This is a genomic window from Pedobacter sp. PLR, from assembly GCF_026239675.1.
Classification (GTDB): Bacteria; Bacteroidota; Bacteroidia; order Sphingobacteriales; family Sphingobacteriaceae; genus Pedobacter.
In genome coordinates this window covers 551,217-569,925 of the sequence record NZ_JAPIVQ010000001.1, presented here as the reverse complement: position 1 = coordinate 569,925, position 18,709 = coordinate 551,217, and the positions used below count along the sequence as shown (strand labels likewise).

Annotated in this window: 15 protein-coding genes; 12 read left to right on the top strand and 3 right to left on the bottom strand. The window is 40.4% G+C overall.

Annotated elements, in window-relative coordinates:
• Positions 1 to 25: 25 nt before the first annotated feature.
• From OQX61_RS02380 to OQX61_RS02340, 9 genes are all read left to right on the top strand, one after another.
• Positions 26 to 1,489, top strand: a complete 1,464-nt coding sequence (locus tag OQX61_RS02380) for a RagB/SusD family nutrient uptake outer membrane protein (RefSeq protein ID WP_265840043.1) — start codon at positions 26 to 28, stop codon at positions 1,487 to 1,489.
• A 5-nt stretch (positions 1,490 to 1,494) separates the two neighbouring features.
• Positions 1,495 to 3,144 (top strand): sialidase family protein, encoded by a 1,650-nt coding sequence (locus OQX61_RS02375; protein ID WP_265840042.1) that lies wholly within the window; start codon positions 1,495 to 1,497, stop codon positions 3,142 to 3,144.
• Between the two features lie 15 nt (positions 3,145 to 3,159).
• Positions 3,160 to 3,837 (top strand): D-lyxose/D-mannose family sugar isomerase, encoded by a 678-nt coding sequence (locus OQX61_RS02370; protein WP_265840041.1) that lies wholly within the window; start codon positions 3,160 to 3,162, stop codon positions 3,835 to 3,837.
• Between the two features lie 3 nt (positions 3,838 to 3,840).
• Positions 3,841 to 4,932: a metallophosphoesterase gene (locus OQX61_RS02365; protein ID WP_265840040.1), complete on the top strand. Its 1,092-nt coding sequence runs from the start codon at positions 3,841 to 3,843 to the stop codon at positions 4,930 to 4,932.
• A gap of 2 nt (positions 4,933 to 4,934) precedes the next feature.
• Positions 4,935 to 5,519, top strand: coding sequence for a YhcH/YjgK/YiaL family protein (locus OQX61_RS02360; protein ID WP_265840039.1), 585 nt, complete (start codon positions 4,935 to 4,937; stop codon positions 5,517 to 5,519).
• Positions 5,509 to 6,762, top strand: coding sequence for an MFS transporter (locus OQX61_RS02355; protein ID WP_265840038.1), 1,254 nt, complete (start codon positions 5,509 to 5,511; stop codon positions 6,760 to 6,762). The genes OQX61_RS02360 and OQX61_RS02355 overlap by 11 nt, the downstream gene beginning before the upstream one ends.
• Positions 6,763 to 7,001: 239 nt before the next feature.
• Positions 7,002 to 8,054: a histidine kinase gene (locus tag OQX61_RS02350; RefSeq protein ID WP_265840037.1), complete on the top strand. Its 1,053-nt coding sequence runs from the start codon at positions 7,002 to 7,004 to the stop codon at positions 8,052 to 8,054.
• Positions 8,055 to 8,127: 73 nt separating this feature from the next.
• Positions 8,128 to 9,228 (top strand): TlpA disulfide reductase family protein, encoded by a 1,101-nt coding sequence (locus OQX61_RS02345; RefSeq protein WP_265840036.1) that lies wholly within the window; start codon positions 8,128 to 8,130, stop codon positions 9,226 to 9,228.
• The gene (locus OQX61_RS02340; RefSeq protein ID WP_265840035.1) at positions 9,225 to 9,929 is read left to right on the top strand and encodes a LytTR family DNA-binding domain-containing protein; all 705 of its coding nucleotides are present in this window, start codon (positions 9,225 to 9,227) and stop codon (positions 9,927 to 9,929) included. Before OQX61_RS02345 ends, OQX61_RS02340 begins: the two co-directional genes overlap by 4 nt.
• Before the next feature lie 5 nt (positions 9,930 to 9,934).
• On the opposite strand, the gene OQX61_RS02335 is transcribed toward OQX61_RS02340, so the two are convergent.
• Genes OQX61_RS02335 through OQX61_RS02325 form a run of 3 tightly spaced genes read right to left on the bottom strand, consistent with a single transcriptional unit; the run spans position 9,935 to position 11,690 of the window.
• Positions 9,935 to 10,711 carry a hypothetical protein gene (locus OQX61_RS02335; protein ID WP_265840034.1) on the bottom strand — a complete coding sequence of 259 codons (777 nt, stop codon included), beginning with the start codon at positions 10,709 to 10,711 and terminating at the stop codon, positions 9,935 to 9,937.
• An 11-nt stretch (positions 10,712 to 10,722) separates the two neighbouring features.
• Complete coding sequence (locus OQX61_RS02330; RefSeq protein ID WP_265840033.1) at positions 10,723 to 11,136, bottom strand: hypothetical protein; 414 nt, start codon at positions 11,134 to 11,136, stop codon at positions 10,723 to 10,725.
• Positions 11,124 to 11,690: a sigma-70 family RNA polymerase sigma factor gene (locus OQX61_RS02325; RefSeq protein ID WP_265840032.1), complete on the bottom strand. Its 567-nt coding sequence runs from the start codon at positions 11,688 to 11,690 to the stop codon at positions 11,124 to 11,126. Before OQX61_RS02325 ends, OQX61_RS02330 begins: the two co-directional genes overlap by 13 nt.
• A 125-nt stretch (positions 11,691 to 11,815) precedes the next feature.
• Between OQX61_RS02325 and OQX61_RS02320 the strand changes: the two genes are divergently transcribed.
• The 3 genes from OQX61_RS02320 to OQX61_RS02310 all read left to right on the top strand — a co-directional run bounded on the left by OQX61_RS02320 (position 11,816) and on the right by OQX61_RS02310 (position 18,704).
• Positions 11,816 to 12,163, top strand: a complete 348-nt coding sequence (locus OQX61_RS02320; RefSeq protein ID WP_265840031.1) for a hypothetical protein — start codon at positions 11,816 to 11,818, stop codon at positions 12,161 to 12,163.
• A 114-nt stretch (positions 12,164 to 12,277) separates the two neighbouring features.
• Positions 12,278 to 14,710 carry an outer membrane beta-barrel protein gene (locus OQX61_RS02315; RefSeq protein ID WP_265840030.1) on the top strand — a complete coding sequence of 811 codons (2,433 nt, stop codon included), beginning with the start codon at positions 12,278 to 12,280 and terminating at the stop codon, positions 14,708 to 14,710.
• Positions 14,711 to 15,515: 805 nt separating this feature from the next.
• Positions 15,516 to 18,704 (top strand): TonB-dependent receptor, encoded by a 3,189-nt coding sequence (locus tag OQX61_RS02310; RefSeq protein ID WP_265840029.1) that lies wholly within the window; start codon positions 15,516 to 15,518, stop codon positions 18,702 to 18,704.
• Positions 18,705 to 18,709: the final 5 nt, after the last annotated feature.

Sequence of the window (18,709 nt, the reverse complement as noted above, 5' to 3'; positions counted from 1 at the left end):
AATATTTATCATTTAAGAAACTAAAATGAAAACAAGACATTACATCATCGTTCTATTTTTCGGCGGATGCCTACTTAGTAGCTTACCCGCCTGCAAGAAAGCATTAGACATTACACAGGAGAGCGAGATCTCCTCCAACTCTATGTGGAAATCCCAGGGCGATGCAGAGGCAGCTGTAAATGGGGTATATGTACAGCTTCGTGCGGCTTTAGGTGCCAACTACGCAAATTGGGGAGATTACCGTTCCGGATTATATGGTCCGGGGAAAATCGCGGACGTAGGACAGGTAAACATTTTCAACAACACCATTTTCAGAGACAATGAAGGTACAGACTGGACGCTCCTCTATACGACCATCAACAATTGTAATCTGATACTTAAATATACTCCGGGTATCAGTTTCAGTTCTGATGACAGGAAAAATGAAGTGTTGGCCAATGCTTACTTTGTGAGGGCTTTGTGCTATTTCCAGATTGCGCGAATATGGGGAGATGCACCAGTGGTTACTTCGGGTTTTGAATCGGATAAACAAGAAGATCTGTTGCCTTCCAGAAAACCAGCGTTAGAAGTGTTTGCTCAGGTAGAAATGGATGTGAATCAAGCCGTAAACCTAATGCCGCCAGGTGTTAATAAAAAGAAAAAGGCATCTAAAGGATCAGTAAATATGCTTAAAGCTGATTACTACTTATGGAAAGCTAAAAGACTCAATGGTGGAAACTCAGCACTTGAAGTCGCAAATAAAGCCATTGATGAAGTATTTAATAGTGGTTATTCATTAAGCCCTTTGTTCAGCTCTGTTTTCGGTGTCGCTAATGAATCGGGGCCGGAAATTATTTTCTCCGTTAATTTGCTTAGAGATGAATTTACTGGTGGATATCCATCCTTGTATTTAATCCCGACACAATATGTGATTAATAAAGCATTGATAGAAAATCCGATTAAAATTGGAAGCGCACAGCAATACATTAGTGTAACTGATGCTTATGAAAACCTGATCTACGCAAATGCCAGTGACACGCGTTCTAAAACCAGTGTAATGATTTATCAGGAAGGTACTGAAAAGCATAGGTGGATCAATAAATTGTCAGGTGAGTGGGTAAATAATACCAGGTTCTTTTCCTCTGATATCATCATTTACCGACTATCCGAAGCTTACCTGATGAGGGCAGAAATATTAAATGCGTTGGATAAACCTCAGGAGGCCATGATTCCTTTAAATAGAATTGCAGAGCGGGCCTATGGTGTGCCTGATTTTTATCCTGCTGGTTTAAGTAAAACGGCTATTGATAATGCCATTATTAACGAAACATTGAAAGAGTTTGTGGCAGAAGGCAAGAGTTGGTGGGCATTTGTACGCTTTGGCGTTGCATTTCAGCGGGTTCCCGGACTGATCGGTAAGGAAGCAAAAACCAATATCCTGTTGTGGCCAATTACTTCAGCCAGTATCAATAATAATCCAAATATTAAGCAAACTGAAGGTTTTAACTAGTTATTATGATAAAATTAATAAGATATATAGTTACGATTGCCGTGGTGTGTGTAGCTACAAACTCAAATGCCCGGCAAAATCAGATAAAGGTAAATGTTGAACAACCCACTTTACCTGTCCTGACAGGTAAAGTGGGCAACCCTGTGGTAAAGTTTACACTGATAAAAGACAAAGTCTTAAAGACATTTGTTTTCAGTCAGCTGGATGTTTCTTTGCAGGGTACGACAGATATTAGTGCTGTTCAAAGTTTGGCTTTAATGCTCGATGACGGGTCAGGACAAAAGCCAGGGCCAGTTCAAATCGCGACATTGCTTAATCCTAAAAGCATATGCTCTTTTACACCAAAATATCTCGCGACTAAAGACACCACAATTGTCTGGTTGTCTGTCCGGTATAAAAACAATACAAATCTGAGTAACCGTTTTCGCGCAAATATCCTTTCACTATCAACCAATTTTGGCAAACTAAGTATTCCAGTGCAGGAATCTACCTTTCAGAGGTTGGGATCAGCACTCAGGCAACACATGCAGGATGGGATAAATACTTCGAGAATCCCAGGAATTGCTACTTCCAAAAAAGGGACATTGTTAGCGATTTATGATGGTCGGATTGAGAGTGACAGGGATTTACAGGGAGATATGGACATCTGTCTCAACCGTAGTTTAGATGGAGGAATCACCTGGAAACCGAAGCAGGTAATTATGGATATGAAAACCTGGGGTGGATTACCGCAAAAATACAATGGGGTTTCTGATGCTAATATCCTGGTTGATGAAAAGACAGGGGACATTTTTGTGATAGGCTTGTGGATGCATGGTATCCTTGATCCTGATAATGGGAAATGGGTAGAAGGTCTTAATGGGAATAGTACACAATGGAATCACCAATGGCGTTCTTTTGGTTCACAACCAGGTTACGATGTGAAGCAATCTGCTCAGTTTTTGATCGTAAAAAGTACAGATGACGGTTTAACATGGTCAGCGCCTAAAAATATCACCAGGCAGGTAAAAAAAGATTCCTGGTGGTTACTGGCACCTGCACCAGGACACGGCATCACTTTGACAGATGGTACATTGGTATTTCCCACTGAAGGAAGGGACGAAAAAGGATTGCAGTTTTCAACCATCACCTGGAGTAAGGATGGTGGCGAAACCTGGACAACAGGTAATCCCGCTTACACCAATACCAATGAATGTATGGCTGTTCAGCTTTCTGATGGATCTATCATGTTAAACATGCGTGAACGGAGTAACAGGGGGAAAACCGTAGGTAACGGACGTGCCATTGCCATAAGTAAAGATCTAGGTCAAAGTTGGGTAGAACATCCCACTTCAAGAAAAACCCTGATAGAACCAGCTTGTATGGCCAGTCTACATAAACATAGTTATGTTGAAAATGGAAAGAAAAAGGAATTACTACTGTTTCTAAATCCAAATTCTACCACCAGCCGGAATCAGATGACACTTAAAGTGAGTTTTGACGATGGAAATACCTGGCCAGAATCGCACTGGATCTTACTGGATGCGTATAATGGCAATGGCTATTCCTGCATCACTTCAATAGATCAGAAAACCATAGGAGTAGTGTATGAAAGCAGTCAGGCAGACCTGGCCTTTCAGCAAATTACCCTTAAAGAAATCCTTAGAACCAAATAAAACCCAGATTAAGTTATGAAAAGAAGTGAAATCAACCAAATCATAAAAGACGCTTTAATATTTTTTGAAAGTCAGCATTTTTTTCTTCCCCCATGGGCAAGATGGTCTCCTCAGGAATGGGACACAAAAGGAGAAGAATGTAATGAAATCCGCAACAATGGCTTAGGCTGGGACCTTACCGATTTTGGTTCCGGAGCTTTTAAAAGCAAAGGCCTTACCCTTTTTACCATTAGAAATGGTCATCTAAAAGGTGGAAAGAAAACCTACTGTGAAAAAATAATGTTGGTGCGCAACGAGCAGGTGACGCCGGCACATTTTCACTGGTATAAAACGGAAGACATTATCAACAGGGGTGGAGGGGTTCTTTGTATGCGCTTATGGCATTCAGATAAAAATGAAGCTCCTACCCGGGATGAAATATGGGTGCAAATGGACGGCATCAGCAGGCAGGTGATACCAGGTGACACCATTCGTTTACAGGTAGGAGAAAGTATCACCTTTGAACCCCTGTTATATCATTCTTTTTGGGCTGAAGAAGGCGATTGCATTGTTGGAGAAGTATCCACGGTGAATGATGATGCTAAAGACAATCGTTTTTGGGATGAAGCCGGACGTTTTCCTGAAATTGAAGAAGATGTAGCCCCTGCCTATAAGTTGTGTACAGAATACTTGAAATTCCAAAAAAACGCATAAGCCATGAATATAAAAAAAAGACTATTCGCTTTAATTTTCTTTTGTATTACCGCCTTATTTTCTCAGGATCTATGTGCTCAAAAAAAAGCAGATCAGGTAGATTTGCTCGGTAAAGGTTCCTTCTCTATGGTCATTCTGCCAGACCCTCAGAACTATGTGAAATATGATTACAATCAACCTGTTTTTGAACTCATGACCGCTTGGGTAGCCGAAAATATTGAAAACCTAAACATCAATGCCGTAATCTGTACGGGGGATCTGGTAGACCAGAATGAATCATTGATCCCATTGTATCCACGATATGCAAACATCAGCAGCACTGCCCAATGGGAATTTGTTTCGAAAGCATTCAGCAGACTAGACCATAAAGTGCCCTATATCATTTCTCCGGGTAATCATGATTATGGGTATACCAGATCAGAAACAGACCATACCAATTTTCCTAAATACTTTCCTGTAGACCGAAATTCAGCATGGAAAAAGAAGTTGGTCAGTGTTTGTAATAACCGTAAGGGCATGCCTACTTTAGAAAATTCAGCTTTTGAACTGCAAAATGAGAATTGGGGTAAGATACTGATCATTACTTCCGAATTTGCTCCTCGCGATGAGGTGTTAAACTGGGCCAGAGAACTGGCCGCCTCAACAATCTACGCAAATCATAAAGTGATATTTTTAACGCATTCCTATTTAACATGGGATGGTAAGCGGATTGAAAAAGAACATTATAAAATCAGTCCTGCAAATGATGGACAACAAATATGGGATAAGCTGTTGTATACTTCTAAAAATATCCGCTTACTCATATCCGGTCATTTTGCTATTCCTGATGAGAATTTTGAACACAGTGTAGGACTACGTACAGATAAAAATATAGCAGGCAAACAGGTCCATCAAATGATGTTCAATGCCCAGGCTTTGGGTGGTGGAATGAGTGGAAACGGCGGCGATGGATGGTTACGTCTTCTTGAATTTCAACCAGATGGTAAAACCATAAAAATAAGAACCTATTCCCCTTTATTTGGCTTTTCGCCAACTACAAAACAATTTGCCTGGCGTAAAGCCCCATACGATCAGTTCACTTTAGTAATCGATTAATTATGACTAAGCATCATTTTCTATTGGCATTGCTTATCCTGTTTGGAATACAGGGATGTATTACTCAAAAAAATAAACAAATGAAAACCTACCAAATTATAAAAAGCTTATCCATTCAACCCCATCATAGCATCAATGCAAAAGAATTTAAAATTCAATATGAGGAGAATACGGAATTATGGGACAAATGCTTTCAGTTTATCAATGAAAATGATTTAGAGAAAATGGCGCCTGGAAAATATCCAATTTCAGGAGAAAGGTGCTTTGCAGTAGTTAGTGAGTATGAAACAAAAGCACCTGTTAAAACCAAGATTGAATCTCATAAAAAGTATATTGACCTGCAATACATTATCAAAGGAAAGGAACAGATTGGTGTAACGTCAGCCCTTTATGCCACAGTGAAAGAGCCTTATGTTGCAAGCCGTGATGTTGTATTTTATCAGGCAGATCAACTCCATTATCACCAGGCAAAACCCTCTGAATTTTTCCTTTTCTTTCCAGCCGACTTTCACCAGCCTGGTGTGTGGCTAGATGCCGCTACTCATGTGAAGAAACTGGTTATAAAAATAGAAAATCATGAGCATTAGTGTCGTTAAAACTAGTTACCTCCCGCCTTTGGCAGGAGGCTGGCAGGTAGTGGCTTTACTTAGTGTAGTTGGCTGTCTAAATTATCTGGATCGTACCATGATTACCACGATGAGAGAATCTATAACGCATGCATTGCCTATGACCGACGCACAGTTTGGATTACTAACTTCAGTTTTTCTATGGACTTATGGGTTATTAAGCCCTTTTGCTGGCTTTCTGGCTGATAAATTTAATAGAAGCCGGGTGATTATAGTCAGCCTTTTCGTGTGGTCATTGGTGACCTGGTTAACCGCACATGCAACCAGTTTTGAACAGTTGCTGGCCACCAGGGCATTGATGGGAATCAGTGAAGCTTGTTATATTCCTGCAGCATTGGCTATGATTACAGATTATCATCGTGGAAGTACAAGGTCTTTAGCTACCGGGCTTCATATGGGGGGGGTGATGTTCGGACAGAGCCTGGGCTTTCTAGGCGGCTGGATTGCCGAACGTTATTTATGGACTGATGCTTTTAATGTGTTTGGTTTAATTGGAGTAGGATATGCTGTTGTTTTATTCTTTTTTCTTCGGGACTCGCCAGACAAAGAAAGTAGTTTAGAATCAGGGCAAATAGAGGAAAAGGTAAGTTTTTGGTCAGGGGTGTTTGGTTTATTTAAAAGACGTTCATTTATTCTTCTTCTAATATTCTGGGGGATGCTCGGCATTGTGGGCTGGATCATCATGGCATGGCTACCAACCTATTATCAGGAAAACTTTAACTTGTCGCAAGCCACAGCGGGCTTGTATGCAACGGGATATGTTTATCCGGTATCCATGATTGGCGTTTTGATAGGAGGTTTTCTATCTGACCGTTGGAGCAGAACAAATCCTTTAGCAAGAATTTATCTTCCTGCCATTGGATTGTGTATTGCTGCAGCAGGTGTGTTTTTTGCAGGAAGTACTGGAATGTTATACCTGGCTATTATAGGATTCATGTTATATGCTTTAACCCGGATTTTTAGTGATACGAATTTAATGCCCATATTATGTATGATTTCCGATAGCCGCTATAGGGCTACGGGATACGGAGTGCTCAATATGTTTTCTTGCATTGTTGGTGGACTTGGAATTTATGTGAGTGGCGTATTGCGCGATGCTGATGTCAATTTAAGCATTATGTTTAAACTGGCAGCGGTTTCTATGCTGTTATGTGCTGCGGTATTACTATTGATTAAAGCAAAAATGGAACAAGTTAAATTATAAGTTGATATATCAGAGCCAGCGTACCAAATTTTAATAATGTTATGAACCCGGTTCGACTCCGGGCTTGGATACTGACCGGGATTGAATACTTCAATCCCGGTTTTTTTATCAACACAGTTCACCTTACAGTCTCACTTATGCAAACATTATGATTTCACCACATATTTGATAGCACTTGCCACATTAATTATACAATATTCTTTTAGTTTGCTTCCTTTGATCTGAACCAAAAGATATATATGTTAACAGCTCTTAAAAAATTACTGACAAACTGGATTGTCCACTTTTTAATTATGTGGATTGTAATTATTGCATTTACACTTATTCCATACCTGTATCATGTACATCTTTGGGGCAATTACATCAACAATACCGATGGCACACCTGTAACAGGTTGGCAATATGCCACCAATTTGAATAAAGATTTATTCGTTGTTGCACTTTTTATCTTTTTGACTGAAGCAATAAGACAATTTCTATTTAAAAAATATCACTTCATCGTTTTTGTAGCGGGATGTTTATTGACTGGAATAATTGCATGTGCAGGACTTGTTTATTTACGTCCGCATGTTTTCCAGCAACAAGGTAAACTTTCTGCTATTGAACCTATTTTATATATAGCAGTTTATGCCTTTGCTTATGTAATAGTGAGGGATTATTATCTTCAAAATAGAAATAGAAAGCTACATAGGATTCAGCAGTCGGAGAATGAACTCCATGCCTTAAAGGCCCAGCTGAACCCACATTTTTTATTCAATGCCTTAAATTATCTTTATGGTACCGCCTTAAAAGAAAATGCACCGGACACCGCAAAGGGGATTGATATCATGTCTGATATGATGCGTTATACCATTCATGGAATGCATGAGAATTTTGTTCCACTCCAGGATGAATTGAAGTTTTTGGAAAACTATCTGCGACTTCAGGAGGTACGTTTGCCCATAAAGGATAATATCAAAATTAGCACTCAAATTGTTTCAGATGAACCTAATCATCAACAAAAAATAGCACCACTATTGCTCCTTCCTTTTATTGAAAATGCTTTTAAGTACGGTATCAGTATGGATGCTCCATGTGAAGTTCAGATAAAGATTGTTGTGGCCGAAAACGAACTGCATATGGAAGTGTTTAATTCCATTGTTCAGAACCGTGCAGAAGTTAGCGGAAATAATACGGGAATAAAAAATACGATTAAGCGTCTGGATCTTCTTTATCCGGATAGTTACCGGTTAGATCAGAAAAATACTGGTTTAGATTATAAAGTTTCATTCTGGCTGAAGCTCAGTTTATAAACACCTCATTTAATTTTTGTAATTATGATTAAAAAAGTAATGTTACTGCTATGCGGTGCAGCAGTCCCCCTTTATGTCTGTATCTCAGACCAAAGATTCCTTGTTTACAGTTAAAATAACTGCAACAAAAATGCCCTCAATGGCTAAGATTTACCTGTTATACCAACAGCATGGTAAAAAAATAATGGATTCTGCGATGCAGAGCAATGGATTGTTTGTTTTTAAAGGTAAAATAGATAGACCGATGTATAGCACTCTTGTTTGCGATACTACAGAAATTGGTTTATCGGGAATGATTAAAAAACAACATGATAAACCCGATTTATTGAGAATGTATATTTATCCGGGGCAAGTAGCGTTGAAAACCTTCAGCCGCTCAATTGCTGATGCAAAGTTTGTTGGGAAGGGGATCAATTCAGATTATTTTAAGCTGGAACAAATGCTTAAACCCGTTTATGAAGAACGCAATAAGATCAGTAAGTTGACAGAAATTGCTCATGAGGCTGATACCTCGCCGTTGAACAGGAAATTGGATAGTTTAAGCTTAGTTAAGAAGCGCATTCAACGGAAATTCGTTATAGATAATCCAGACAGCTTTATCGCCTTAGATGCATTGCAGGATTATGCCGGAATCTCACCGGATATTGCCGTTATTGCGCCAATGTTTAACAGGCTTTCTGTAAGATTGCAGCATACACCATTGGGTAAGGAATTTCGGAAATTTCTTGCCGACCAAAAAGACCTTAACCCCGGTGCTATGGCTCCTGTCTTTGTTCAAAATGATACTGCAGGCAATCCTGTTAATCTGGCCTCATTTAGAGGGAAATATGTGTTGATTGATTTCTGGGCTTCCTGGTGTGGACCATGCAGAGGAACCAACACTGAGCTTGTTAAAATCTACAATGAATTTAAAGAGCGAAATTTTACTATCTTGGGTGTATCCCTTGATCGTGCAGATGACAAAGATGCGTGGTTAAAAGCAATAAAGGATGATGGGTTAATCTGGACCCAGGTTTCAGATTTGAAGCATTGGGGAAATGAGGTGGCAAAGCTTTATAGTATCATGAAAATTCCACAAAGTTTTCTGATTGATCCTGAAGGTGTAATTATAGCAAGAGATCTTGAAACTAAAGAATTAATGGAGAAGCTTAAACATGTATTACCGGTAAAATGATCAAAGTAATTGCAGTTGACGATGAGCCTGTAGCACATGATATTATTCGTGCCCACTCGGAAAAGATACCTTTTATTTCGCTTGATGCTACGTTTTTAAGTGCAACAGAGGCATTGTTCTATATTAAAAATGAGCGTGTAGATCTAGTGTTCCTCGACATCGCTATGCCTGATCTGTCGGGCATAGAGTTTGCCGCTATGATAAATCCCGAAATTCAGGTCATCTTTACTACCGCTTATCCGGAATATGCATTAAAGGGTTTTGAGTTGGCTGCTACAGACTATTTATTAAAGCCTATCAATTTTACCCGCTTTTTAAAAGCTTGTCAGCTTGCTGAAACGAGGCTTCAACTGCCTGAAGTAAAAAAAAGGGAAGAAGAGCAGGCTTTATTTGTAAAAGATGGACATGACTGGGTACAAATAAAGTTTAGTAACCTGGTTTATGCCAAAGCGGAAGACAATTATGTGGATTTGCATGAAACAGGTAAACACACTCTTACACGCATTACATTGACAGAATTGCAGACAAAACTCCCTGCAAATCAGTTTTTACGTGTTCATAAATCGTTTATAATTTCCAGACAGAAAATTGAACGGATTGAGAAACACCAGGTGATTGTGGCGGGACATAAGATTCCATTATCTAAATTATATAGAGATGAGCTGCTGCAAAATCTTGGGCGGGAATCATCAGTTGGTTAACCAGCTTATTGAAGCATGCTTTTTACCTCCTTTATTCCTTTCGTTACATAATGTTCGCCATCTGGCCATAAGGTTTGGCCCTTTGTAATCCAGGAAATTCCAAAGGCGATTACAGCTAAAGTTTCGAAAGCGAATATTACCGGGAACTTGCCTAGATCAGGCCTGACAATAAAGTACAGCCCTAAAATGACAAGTGAACCGATGATGGTCCAGCCACAGACTTTAAATACAATATTTCTTTTTCCCTTTTGAGAGAGACTCCCGTCTGCTTGCTTATGGTTATCCTCCTCCTTCCCCCTGGTGAAAAATACCAATGACATGATCGCCAGGCAAAACAGGAAGGTGGCTGCAAATGCAAAATGCCAACCTGTCCCCGCTATAAAGCTGAAGACTCCGCCACTGCCTGTATGAACACTCAGCTTGCATTCCAGGCATTCCATTTTTGTAGGCACGAATGCAACACCAATGCCACAGATTCCGGCCACAAAAGTCAATAGTTGTTCTTTCCAGTTATACCCTGTATAGGTAATCAGGAAAGCTCCCAGTATGCACAGCACCACCACAAGGATATCTCCGCGGTCAGTATAAAAGTAATCGCTTATGGATGGCTCAAAGCCGTAATAATCAGAAGGCCGTTTCGGTGCTATTGCTAAAATCAGGGGAAGCAGTATTCCGCTGAAACCAATAAGATTCCGGAGCGTCAGGTACGAAAACACCAGCTCGTTTTTTTCTTCCTTAATACGGTCGGCAATAGCGCCGGATTTAATTTTAGAATTTGGCATGGTTGCTAAGTTTAAAAATCCCTTTTTACCAACCGCTGGTCTATCCCTAAAATGCAAAAAAACAAGCAAATTACTGACAACAATACCCACTTGAATTTTAAAACCATACTCAAGACCAGATCGGCTGTCGTTGGATTGATCAGATGCAATAACCCATAGGCCAGTATCGGGCTCAGCATAAAAATAGTTAAAGCCAGTATATTGAACCGGATATCACTTTTTCGGTTAAGGCGCTCCTGAAGTTTCCGTCTTACGTTTGAGGCAAAGCTAAGTGACAGTCCTTGTGCTGGCTCTGTATCAAGTGCTTTAAACAAATCCTGGTAGGCTAAAAGATCGTCGGTATCCTTTCCGCTAAACGTATTGTCGCCGGAGATTGAGCCCCGGCTCAATAATTCTTGCAGTTCATCGTCATTTAACTCTTCCATGTGTTTTCCTGTTTAAGATCTTTTTCAATTTTCTCTTTCAATAATTTTCGTGCCCTGAAAAGGTAGCTTTTCACCGTCCCTTCCGGTATTCCTGTGATCTCCTTTATTTCAGTTAATGAAAATTCGTTCAGGTGATATAAGGTTAATACCGTTTTATACTGATGAGGCATTTGTTCAATAAGGTGATTCACATAATCCGAGGTATTCTTTTTTATCAGTTCCCGTTCTGGATTGTCATCTGTAAAGTGGTAATTGTCAATGTTCTCCGGATATTCATCAGGTGATCTGTTTTTGGTGTTTTTAACGTGATTTACAGCGGTTAAATAAGCTATTCGTGCAATCCAGGTAGATAGTTTTGATTGAAACCGAAAGGAAGGCAGGCTATGATGTATTTTGATAAAGACCTCCTGACAAATGTCCTCCTTGTTTTGTTTTTCCTGAACCAACCGGTGGATTACAAAGAAAACAAGCTTTTCATATTGTTTGACCAATAATTCAAAAGCCCGCAAATCTTTCTTTAATATCCTGTTTACAATTTCGTTCTCATCAAACATATAACAGTAGTCAAGATATGTACATTAGCCGTTGCAAAATAGAGAAATAAAATATTTATTAAATAATTGCAACCAGCAGGGCGGGTATGCTGACTACTGTAGCAAATAACTTAATCAACGACATCATGAAACAGTTAATGCCTTTTATAATTGTCATCGTATTTTTTGTTCTTATCGCCATATTCATTCTTGCCCTATATAACTACAGGCTAAAGAAACGGATCATTGACGCAGGTCCTTTAGATGAAACTGGCCTTAAGTTTTTGGCCCAATTGTCAGGCTCCGGAAATGAAGCCGTAAAATGGGGCTTGCTTTTACTATCGGCAGGTATCGGCTTTGTTGTCCTGGAATTTGTACCCTTCAGTGCGGAAGATTCGCCTGTACCCTACGGCATCGAAATGATCTTTATCGCCGCCGGATTCCTGCTTTACTACCTCTTTTTAAAGAAGCAAAAGAATAGCAATACGCTATAGCTTTCCTCCCTGAACAGCACAAACAATCCATTCTTTTTCTGCCAATTATTAAAGGACAAATACTCCTGCAGGGATTGTTATGCCTGATAAATACGTCCGCTAATCCATTCCATTATGAAATTTAAACACGCTGTTTTACGGCTGAGCATGATCATTGCCGTTTTTTTTGCCCAAAAGACCGAAGCTTTCGGCCAAACTTCAGCAAAGTACCAAATCAAGGGCGTCGTAGCTGATTCAGTAACAAAAACACCATTGCCGATGGTAACGGTAAGGCTCAGAAAGGCGAATCAGGAAATCATTCAAATCATGGTTACCAGGGAGGATGGATCGTTTAAATTTCCGGCCGTAATGGCTGCATCGTATTCACTTTCTGTTGAGGCCATTGGATATGCGCTCAAAACAATTCCTGTAGATTCATTAGCATTCAAGATGCAAACAATCAACCTGCAACGTATTTACCCGGGCGACAAAACAGTGGGTTTAAAAGAAGTCGCTATAACCGGTAGCAGGCCAGTCATACGACGCAAGGCCGACAGGATAATTTACGACCTGAAAGCCGATCCGGAAAGTAAAAACAATAACGTACTTACGATGATGCGTAAAATACCCTATCTGTCAGTAGATGGGGATGATAATTTGTTGATGAAAGGCAATTCAAGCTTTAAAGTGCTCATTAACGGCAAACCATCAAGCCTGGAAGGCAATCTTAAAGCAGTATTGAAAAGTATACCGGCATCTACCATAGAAAGGATAGAGGTGATTACCACTCCGCCATCTAAGTATGATGCGGAAGGATTAGCCGGTATCATTAACATCATCACCAGTAAAAAAATCAACGATGGGTTCAATGGTTCTGTAAATATCAATGAAAGCTTCCCGGTTGGCGGCCCTGGCATCGGAGGGGCATTTACGGCTAAAAGTGGTAGGTTCGGGATGTCGGCTTTTGGGGGAGGAAGTATTCACCATTCGCCAAAAACCTTTAATACCAATAAACGGGTTGATGCGATCGGTACCACACTTGATCAGGAAGGCAATCAGCGATCGACTAACAAGACCGCATATTTCGGAACAGCGCTGAGTTATCTGTTAGATACCTTAAACTTATTGACGGCTCAATTAAATTACAATGGCAGCCGCGTAAATGACCATGCCACAAAAGCTTCGGACCTGAGCGGATTAAGTGGACTTTTACAGCAATATGGCTTTGAAAATGAGCACAAAGCAACCGGCTATGGTATAGATGCAGGTATCAATTACGAAATGGGTTTTAAAGCGATGAAAAACAGGCTGCTCACATTCTCCTACCTGTTTAATACCAACCTGAACGATAGAAATGGGAGTATTGCCTTTAGTAACCGTTTCAATTTTACTACCCCGGACTTTGTGCAAACAGATCATCAGCGGTTTAAAGAACATACCGTTCAGGTCGATTTTGTCACACCGGTTAAAAAACTGAACATTGAAGCCGGGTTAAAGGGGATATGGAGGAAAAACACCAGCGATTTTGATTACAGCTCCTTAAACACCGCAATGGGTCAGTATGAAACAGATCCAGCGCTTTCCAATTCATTCAGCAATACACAAAATGTATTCAGTGCTTATAACTCCTTTCAGTTGAATTTAAATAGCTGGAATATTAATGCAGGTGTAAGACTCGAAGGAACCGTGATACGTGCCGGGTTCTCCAGTACAGCATCGCTGGCTGATCAAAATTATTTCAATGTTATTCCGGCTGTAGCGATAGGTAAAGGATTTAAGAACGGAAGCAATATCAACTTTGGCTTTTCGCAAAGGATCAGGAGGCCGGGTATCAACAGGCTAAACCCATACGTGGATCGCTCAAACCCAAACTATGAAGTTACGGGTAATCCTGACCTGAGGCCGGTTTTGTTAAATGATATCCAGTTTGGATACGGCAGCAATAAAAAGCTATCGGTTAATATCGGGCTCGATTATTCATTTATGAACAACCTTGATTTGCAGGTGGTTAATTTTAATTCAGCTACGCAGATCACCCGGATAACCTATGCCAATACAGGGAAATCGAGGAGTGCCGGAGGTAATTTTAACCTGAGCTACCCGGTAACCAGCAGCTACAATGCCAGCCTGAACGGGAATGCGATGTACCTTTGGCTCAGCGGGCAGGATAACGGACAGGCTGTAAATAACGACCTGTTGATGTATGCTGTCAGCCTGTCAAACGTTCTGCGTCTCCGTTATGGCTGGGCTTTAAATGCCGACATGGGTTTAAACAGTCGTACCCCAACAGGCTTGCAGGGTTATACCAATGGCTTTTTTTACACTGCGTTTAATTTTAATAAGAACATTATTAGAGATAAATTCAGTATCGGTGGCGGTATTAAAAACCCCTTTTCCAAATACCGCAACAGTGTAAACACCACTTTTGGTCCGAAATTTAGTCAGGTATATGAAAGCCGCAATTATTTCAGGTCCTTTAATATCAGCTTAAATTACAATTTCGGAGGCTTAAAAGAGCGTATCAATAAGAACAGAATGGGGATTCAAAATAATGATTTAGCCCGTTAAATCGTCCGGATTTCAATTCCCCGGATTCGGGGGATTTACCTCCTGTTTCCGGTTTTTTTTTGCTTGTTTTTCAGTCGCTTTTGAAAAAGACGGAAAAATAAAATATATGGGTGCAAATGGAAAATTGTTATTCATCATAGCGGACAGATAAAAAATTAAATAAATTGATCTTATCGAATATTGTAGGTCATGGGCAAGAAAATGGCCGCCAGCTTTACCATAAATAAAATCAAATCTCTCCGGATGAGACTTTTTAGACGCTACTCATTTTCCTGAATTTCCCGGGTTTTTCTTCCGACAGGTAAATACCTAAAAAAGCAAATCATGTTGAATAAGCGTTTTAGCAGGAACAATAACGCAGATATATAAGGTAACATTATTGTTGCGCAAACGTTTGTTCCTTTTTAAGATCAATCCGCTTCCTGCGATGAAAGATAATTTCTTAAATTTCTTTTGGTGTTGATCTCCAGGAGTTATCGGTAATTGTCATAAATAACTTCGTAATTCTTAAACTCAGGAATTCTAATCTGAATGAACCTGAAAATCTTAAAGTTCTTTGATCCTGTTTTCTTTCGGAAATTTCATCCGTTTTTTTTGTAAGTGTAAGATAATCAGCTTTTCATAATTCCGCTCGTGTGGCCTTAATTGGGCAAATCAATCGTTTGCGTAGCTGTTAAATTGGAATGTCGTAGTTCGATTGAATAACTTCCAGATACAGTTTTAAGCCCGTTCCCATCTCTATAGTTATAGCTGCTAAGCCCATTTCTGAACTGTAATCCTATTACTAACCAAAAAACAACAAACTATGATGAACTATTACTTAAAGCGTTCATTGCCAGCGCCACCCATTAAATTATTGGCATTTATAAAACTCTGTTCTTTATTACTGATGGTAATGTTTTTTAATACCACTGCAGAAGCCCGGCCCATAAAAAAAATCAGGGCTGATATTGAGGTAAAAGGTGTGGTGAAAGACAGCCAGGGCACACCCATACCCGGTGTTTCTGTACATGTGAAAAACTTAAACAGCCGTGGTACTGCTACAAGTTCTGAAGGAGGATATATCCTGAACGTTCCTGAAAATGCAATTCTGGTTTTCAGAGCTATCGGTTTCAAAACTAAAGAAGTGCCTGTCGGAAAGGGAGGTGTGATTAATGTAACGCTGGTAGACGAATTAAGCAACCTGGATGAAGTCGTGGTGGTAGCTTATGGTACCCAGAAAAAAGCCAGCTTAACTGGTGCAGTGGCCACCATTAGTCCTAAACAAATCAAAGAAAGACCAGTTAGCTCTATTCAAAATGCATTACAGGGGATTTCTCCGGGTTTAACCATTTTGCAGCGCCCTGGCGATGTAGGTCGTGATCCGGCTGCCTCTACAACAGTGAGTATCCGTGGACGAAGCAGCCTGGTTGCTGCAGGAAGTCCGATGTATATTATTGACGGTATACCTGCTTCCCCACAGGAATTTGCAACGCTAAACCCAAATGACATTTCAAGCATGTCGGTTTTAAAAGATGCTTCTTCGGCAGCTTTGTATGGATCAAGGGCTGCCAATGGCGTAATCATGGTGACTACCAAAAGGGGTACAGGTGATAAAACTACGGTAGAGCTAAATGCAAACTATGGCTGGCAATCTCCAACCCGTATTTCTAAATATGTAGGCTCCGTAGATTATGCGATGCTATACAATGAGGCCCTGACCAACGCAGGTGCTGCGGTACTTTTTACTCCTGAACAAATACAATGGTATAAAGATGGCTCAAAACCTGATCTGTATCCAAATACAGACTGGTACAAAGAAGTATTGCGTAAAACTGCGCCCATTAGTGATGTCAATTTAAACATTAATGCTCCGGGGAAAATTACGAACAGTTATCTGGGCGTGTCCTATTTTAATCAGGGATCTATTATTCCAGATCGGAAGCAAGACCGTATCGTTGCCAAGTTAAATACAGAAAGTATTGTTGTTCCTGAAATATTAAAGGTAGGAACCAATTTCTCCTTTATCAATCAGAACCTCGACCGCAAGGGCAATATGTCCTGGACTGAGCTCAACAGGTCCTTGCCAACCTCAGTTTTCCGTCAAAGCAACGGGCAATGGGGATCAATTGACAATGGGAAAGTAAACTCACAAACTGCAGGTCGTAACCAAACACGGTTGATAGAGGAAGGTGGTAAAGGCTGGGATAGGGATAATTACTTCCAGACCGCTGCCAATGCCAGCTTAACGCCTTTAAAAGGTTTGTCTATTAATGGATTGGTTTCCTTAAAATACACCTACGGAAACTCATGGGCTTTTAACAATACCCTGGATCCTATTAATGATTTTTTAACCGGTAATCCGATTGCTTCTACTCAGAGAGTACAAAATGATATGCTTGAATACTGGCGTAAAAGAAAAGAACTCCTGGTACAGGGAACCGTTGATTACGAACGTACTTTTGGCAAGCATTATGGTAAAATAACGGTCGGCGCTTCACAGGAAAGTAATACTTATCGTACCGCTCTGGTAGGACGTAAAAACTTCCCCAACAACGATATGACTACAGTGGTGAGTGGCTCTTCTAATCCGGAAGACATCAATTCTGATGCAGATGGTCAGGCAAACCGTAGTAATCAATCAGACTGGTCCATGCGCTCTGTGTTCGGTCGTTTCAACTATACTTTTAATGAAAGATATTTGTTTGAAGTAAATACACGTATAGATTATTCTTCACGCTTTAGGGAAGATGTCCGTCAGGCAGTGTTCCCATCTTTGTCGGCCGGTTGGATCATTTCAAGAGAGAACTTTATGAAAGATATCACCTGGATCAATAACCTGAAAGTTCGTGGTTCATGGGGATCATTAGGAAACCAGGATGCCGTATCCATCGGAAACTATTTCGACCTGCTGAATACGGGTTACCAGTATAGCTTTGAAGAGTCTCCTCAGGACGGGGTATGGTCACAGAAAATTGCCAACCCGCTTGCTACCTGGGAAAAAGTATACATGACGGATATAGGCGTAGACATGAGCCTGTTTAAAGGTAAACTGGATATCACTGCCGATTACTATATCAAAGATACCAAAGACCTTTTAATGAGGGTTCCGGCACTTCAAACCAGCGGAGTGAATACCAGTACTACAGATGCGGTGAACAGTGGGCTCCCTTTATCCAATGGAGCAGCCACGAAAAATAAAGGCTTTGAACTTGCAGTAACCCACAACAATAAAATTGGTGATTTTAATTTTAGCATTGGCGGTAATTTATCCATCATAAACAGCACCATTACCAAATTGGGAGATGGCAGAGAGAATTTCGACGGAAGGTTTATACAGAAGGTAGGAGAGTCGATAGGGTCCTTTTATGGATATGAAGCCGACGGCCTGTTTGTAGATGCAGCTGATGTTGCAAACCATGCCTTTCAAACCACCACCACCAAAGCAGGTGATATTAAGTTCAGAGACTTAAATGGGGACAACAAAATTGATGCGGCAGACCGTAAAATAATTGGCAATGATGTGCCCTGGTTAAACTATGGCTTTAACTTAAGCGCAAACTATAAAGGTTTTGATTTGAATGTACTGACCTATGGTGTGGCGAAGGTGAAAACCTATTTATCCGAAGAGGCAGCTTACCCTTTCTTCAACGGGGCCAATGTAAAAGAACAATGGTTAAACCGCTGGACCGTAGAAAATCCAAATCCAAATGCTGATTTTCCACGTATCCTGCGTACCGGAGATGGCGGACATAATTACAATCCTACATCGTCCTTCTGGCTATTCAGTGGCGCTTATTTCAGGGTAAGAGGCATTACGCTGGGTTATACCTTCCCTCAGGACGTAATTAAAAAAATAGGTCTGGGCAAGATGAGGATTTATGGAACTGCGAACAATCCATTCACCTACATGGCTGATAAACGTTTAGCAGATTATGATCCGGAGTCGGGCTCAGGACGTGGGGGATATCCAGGTATTAAAACCTGGTCAGTTGGATTAAGTGCAGGTTTCTAATCAAA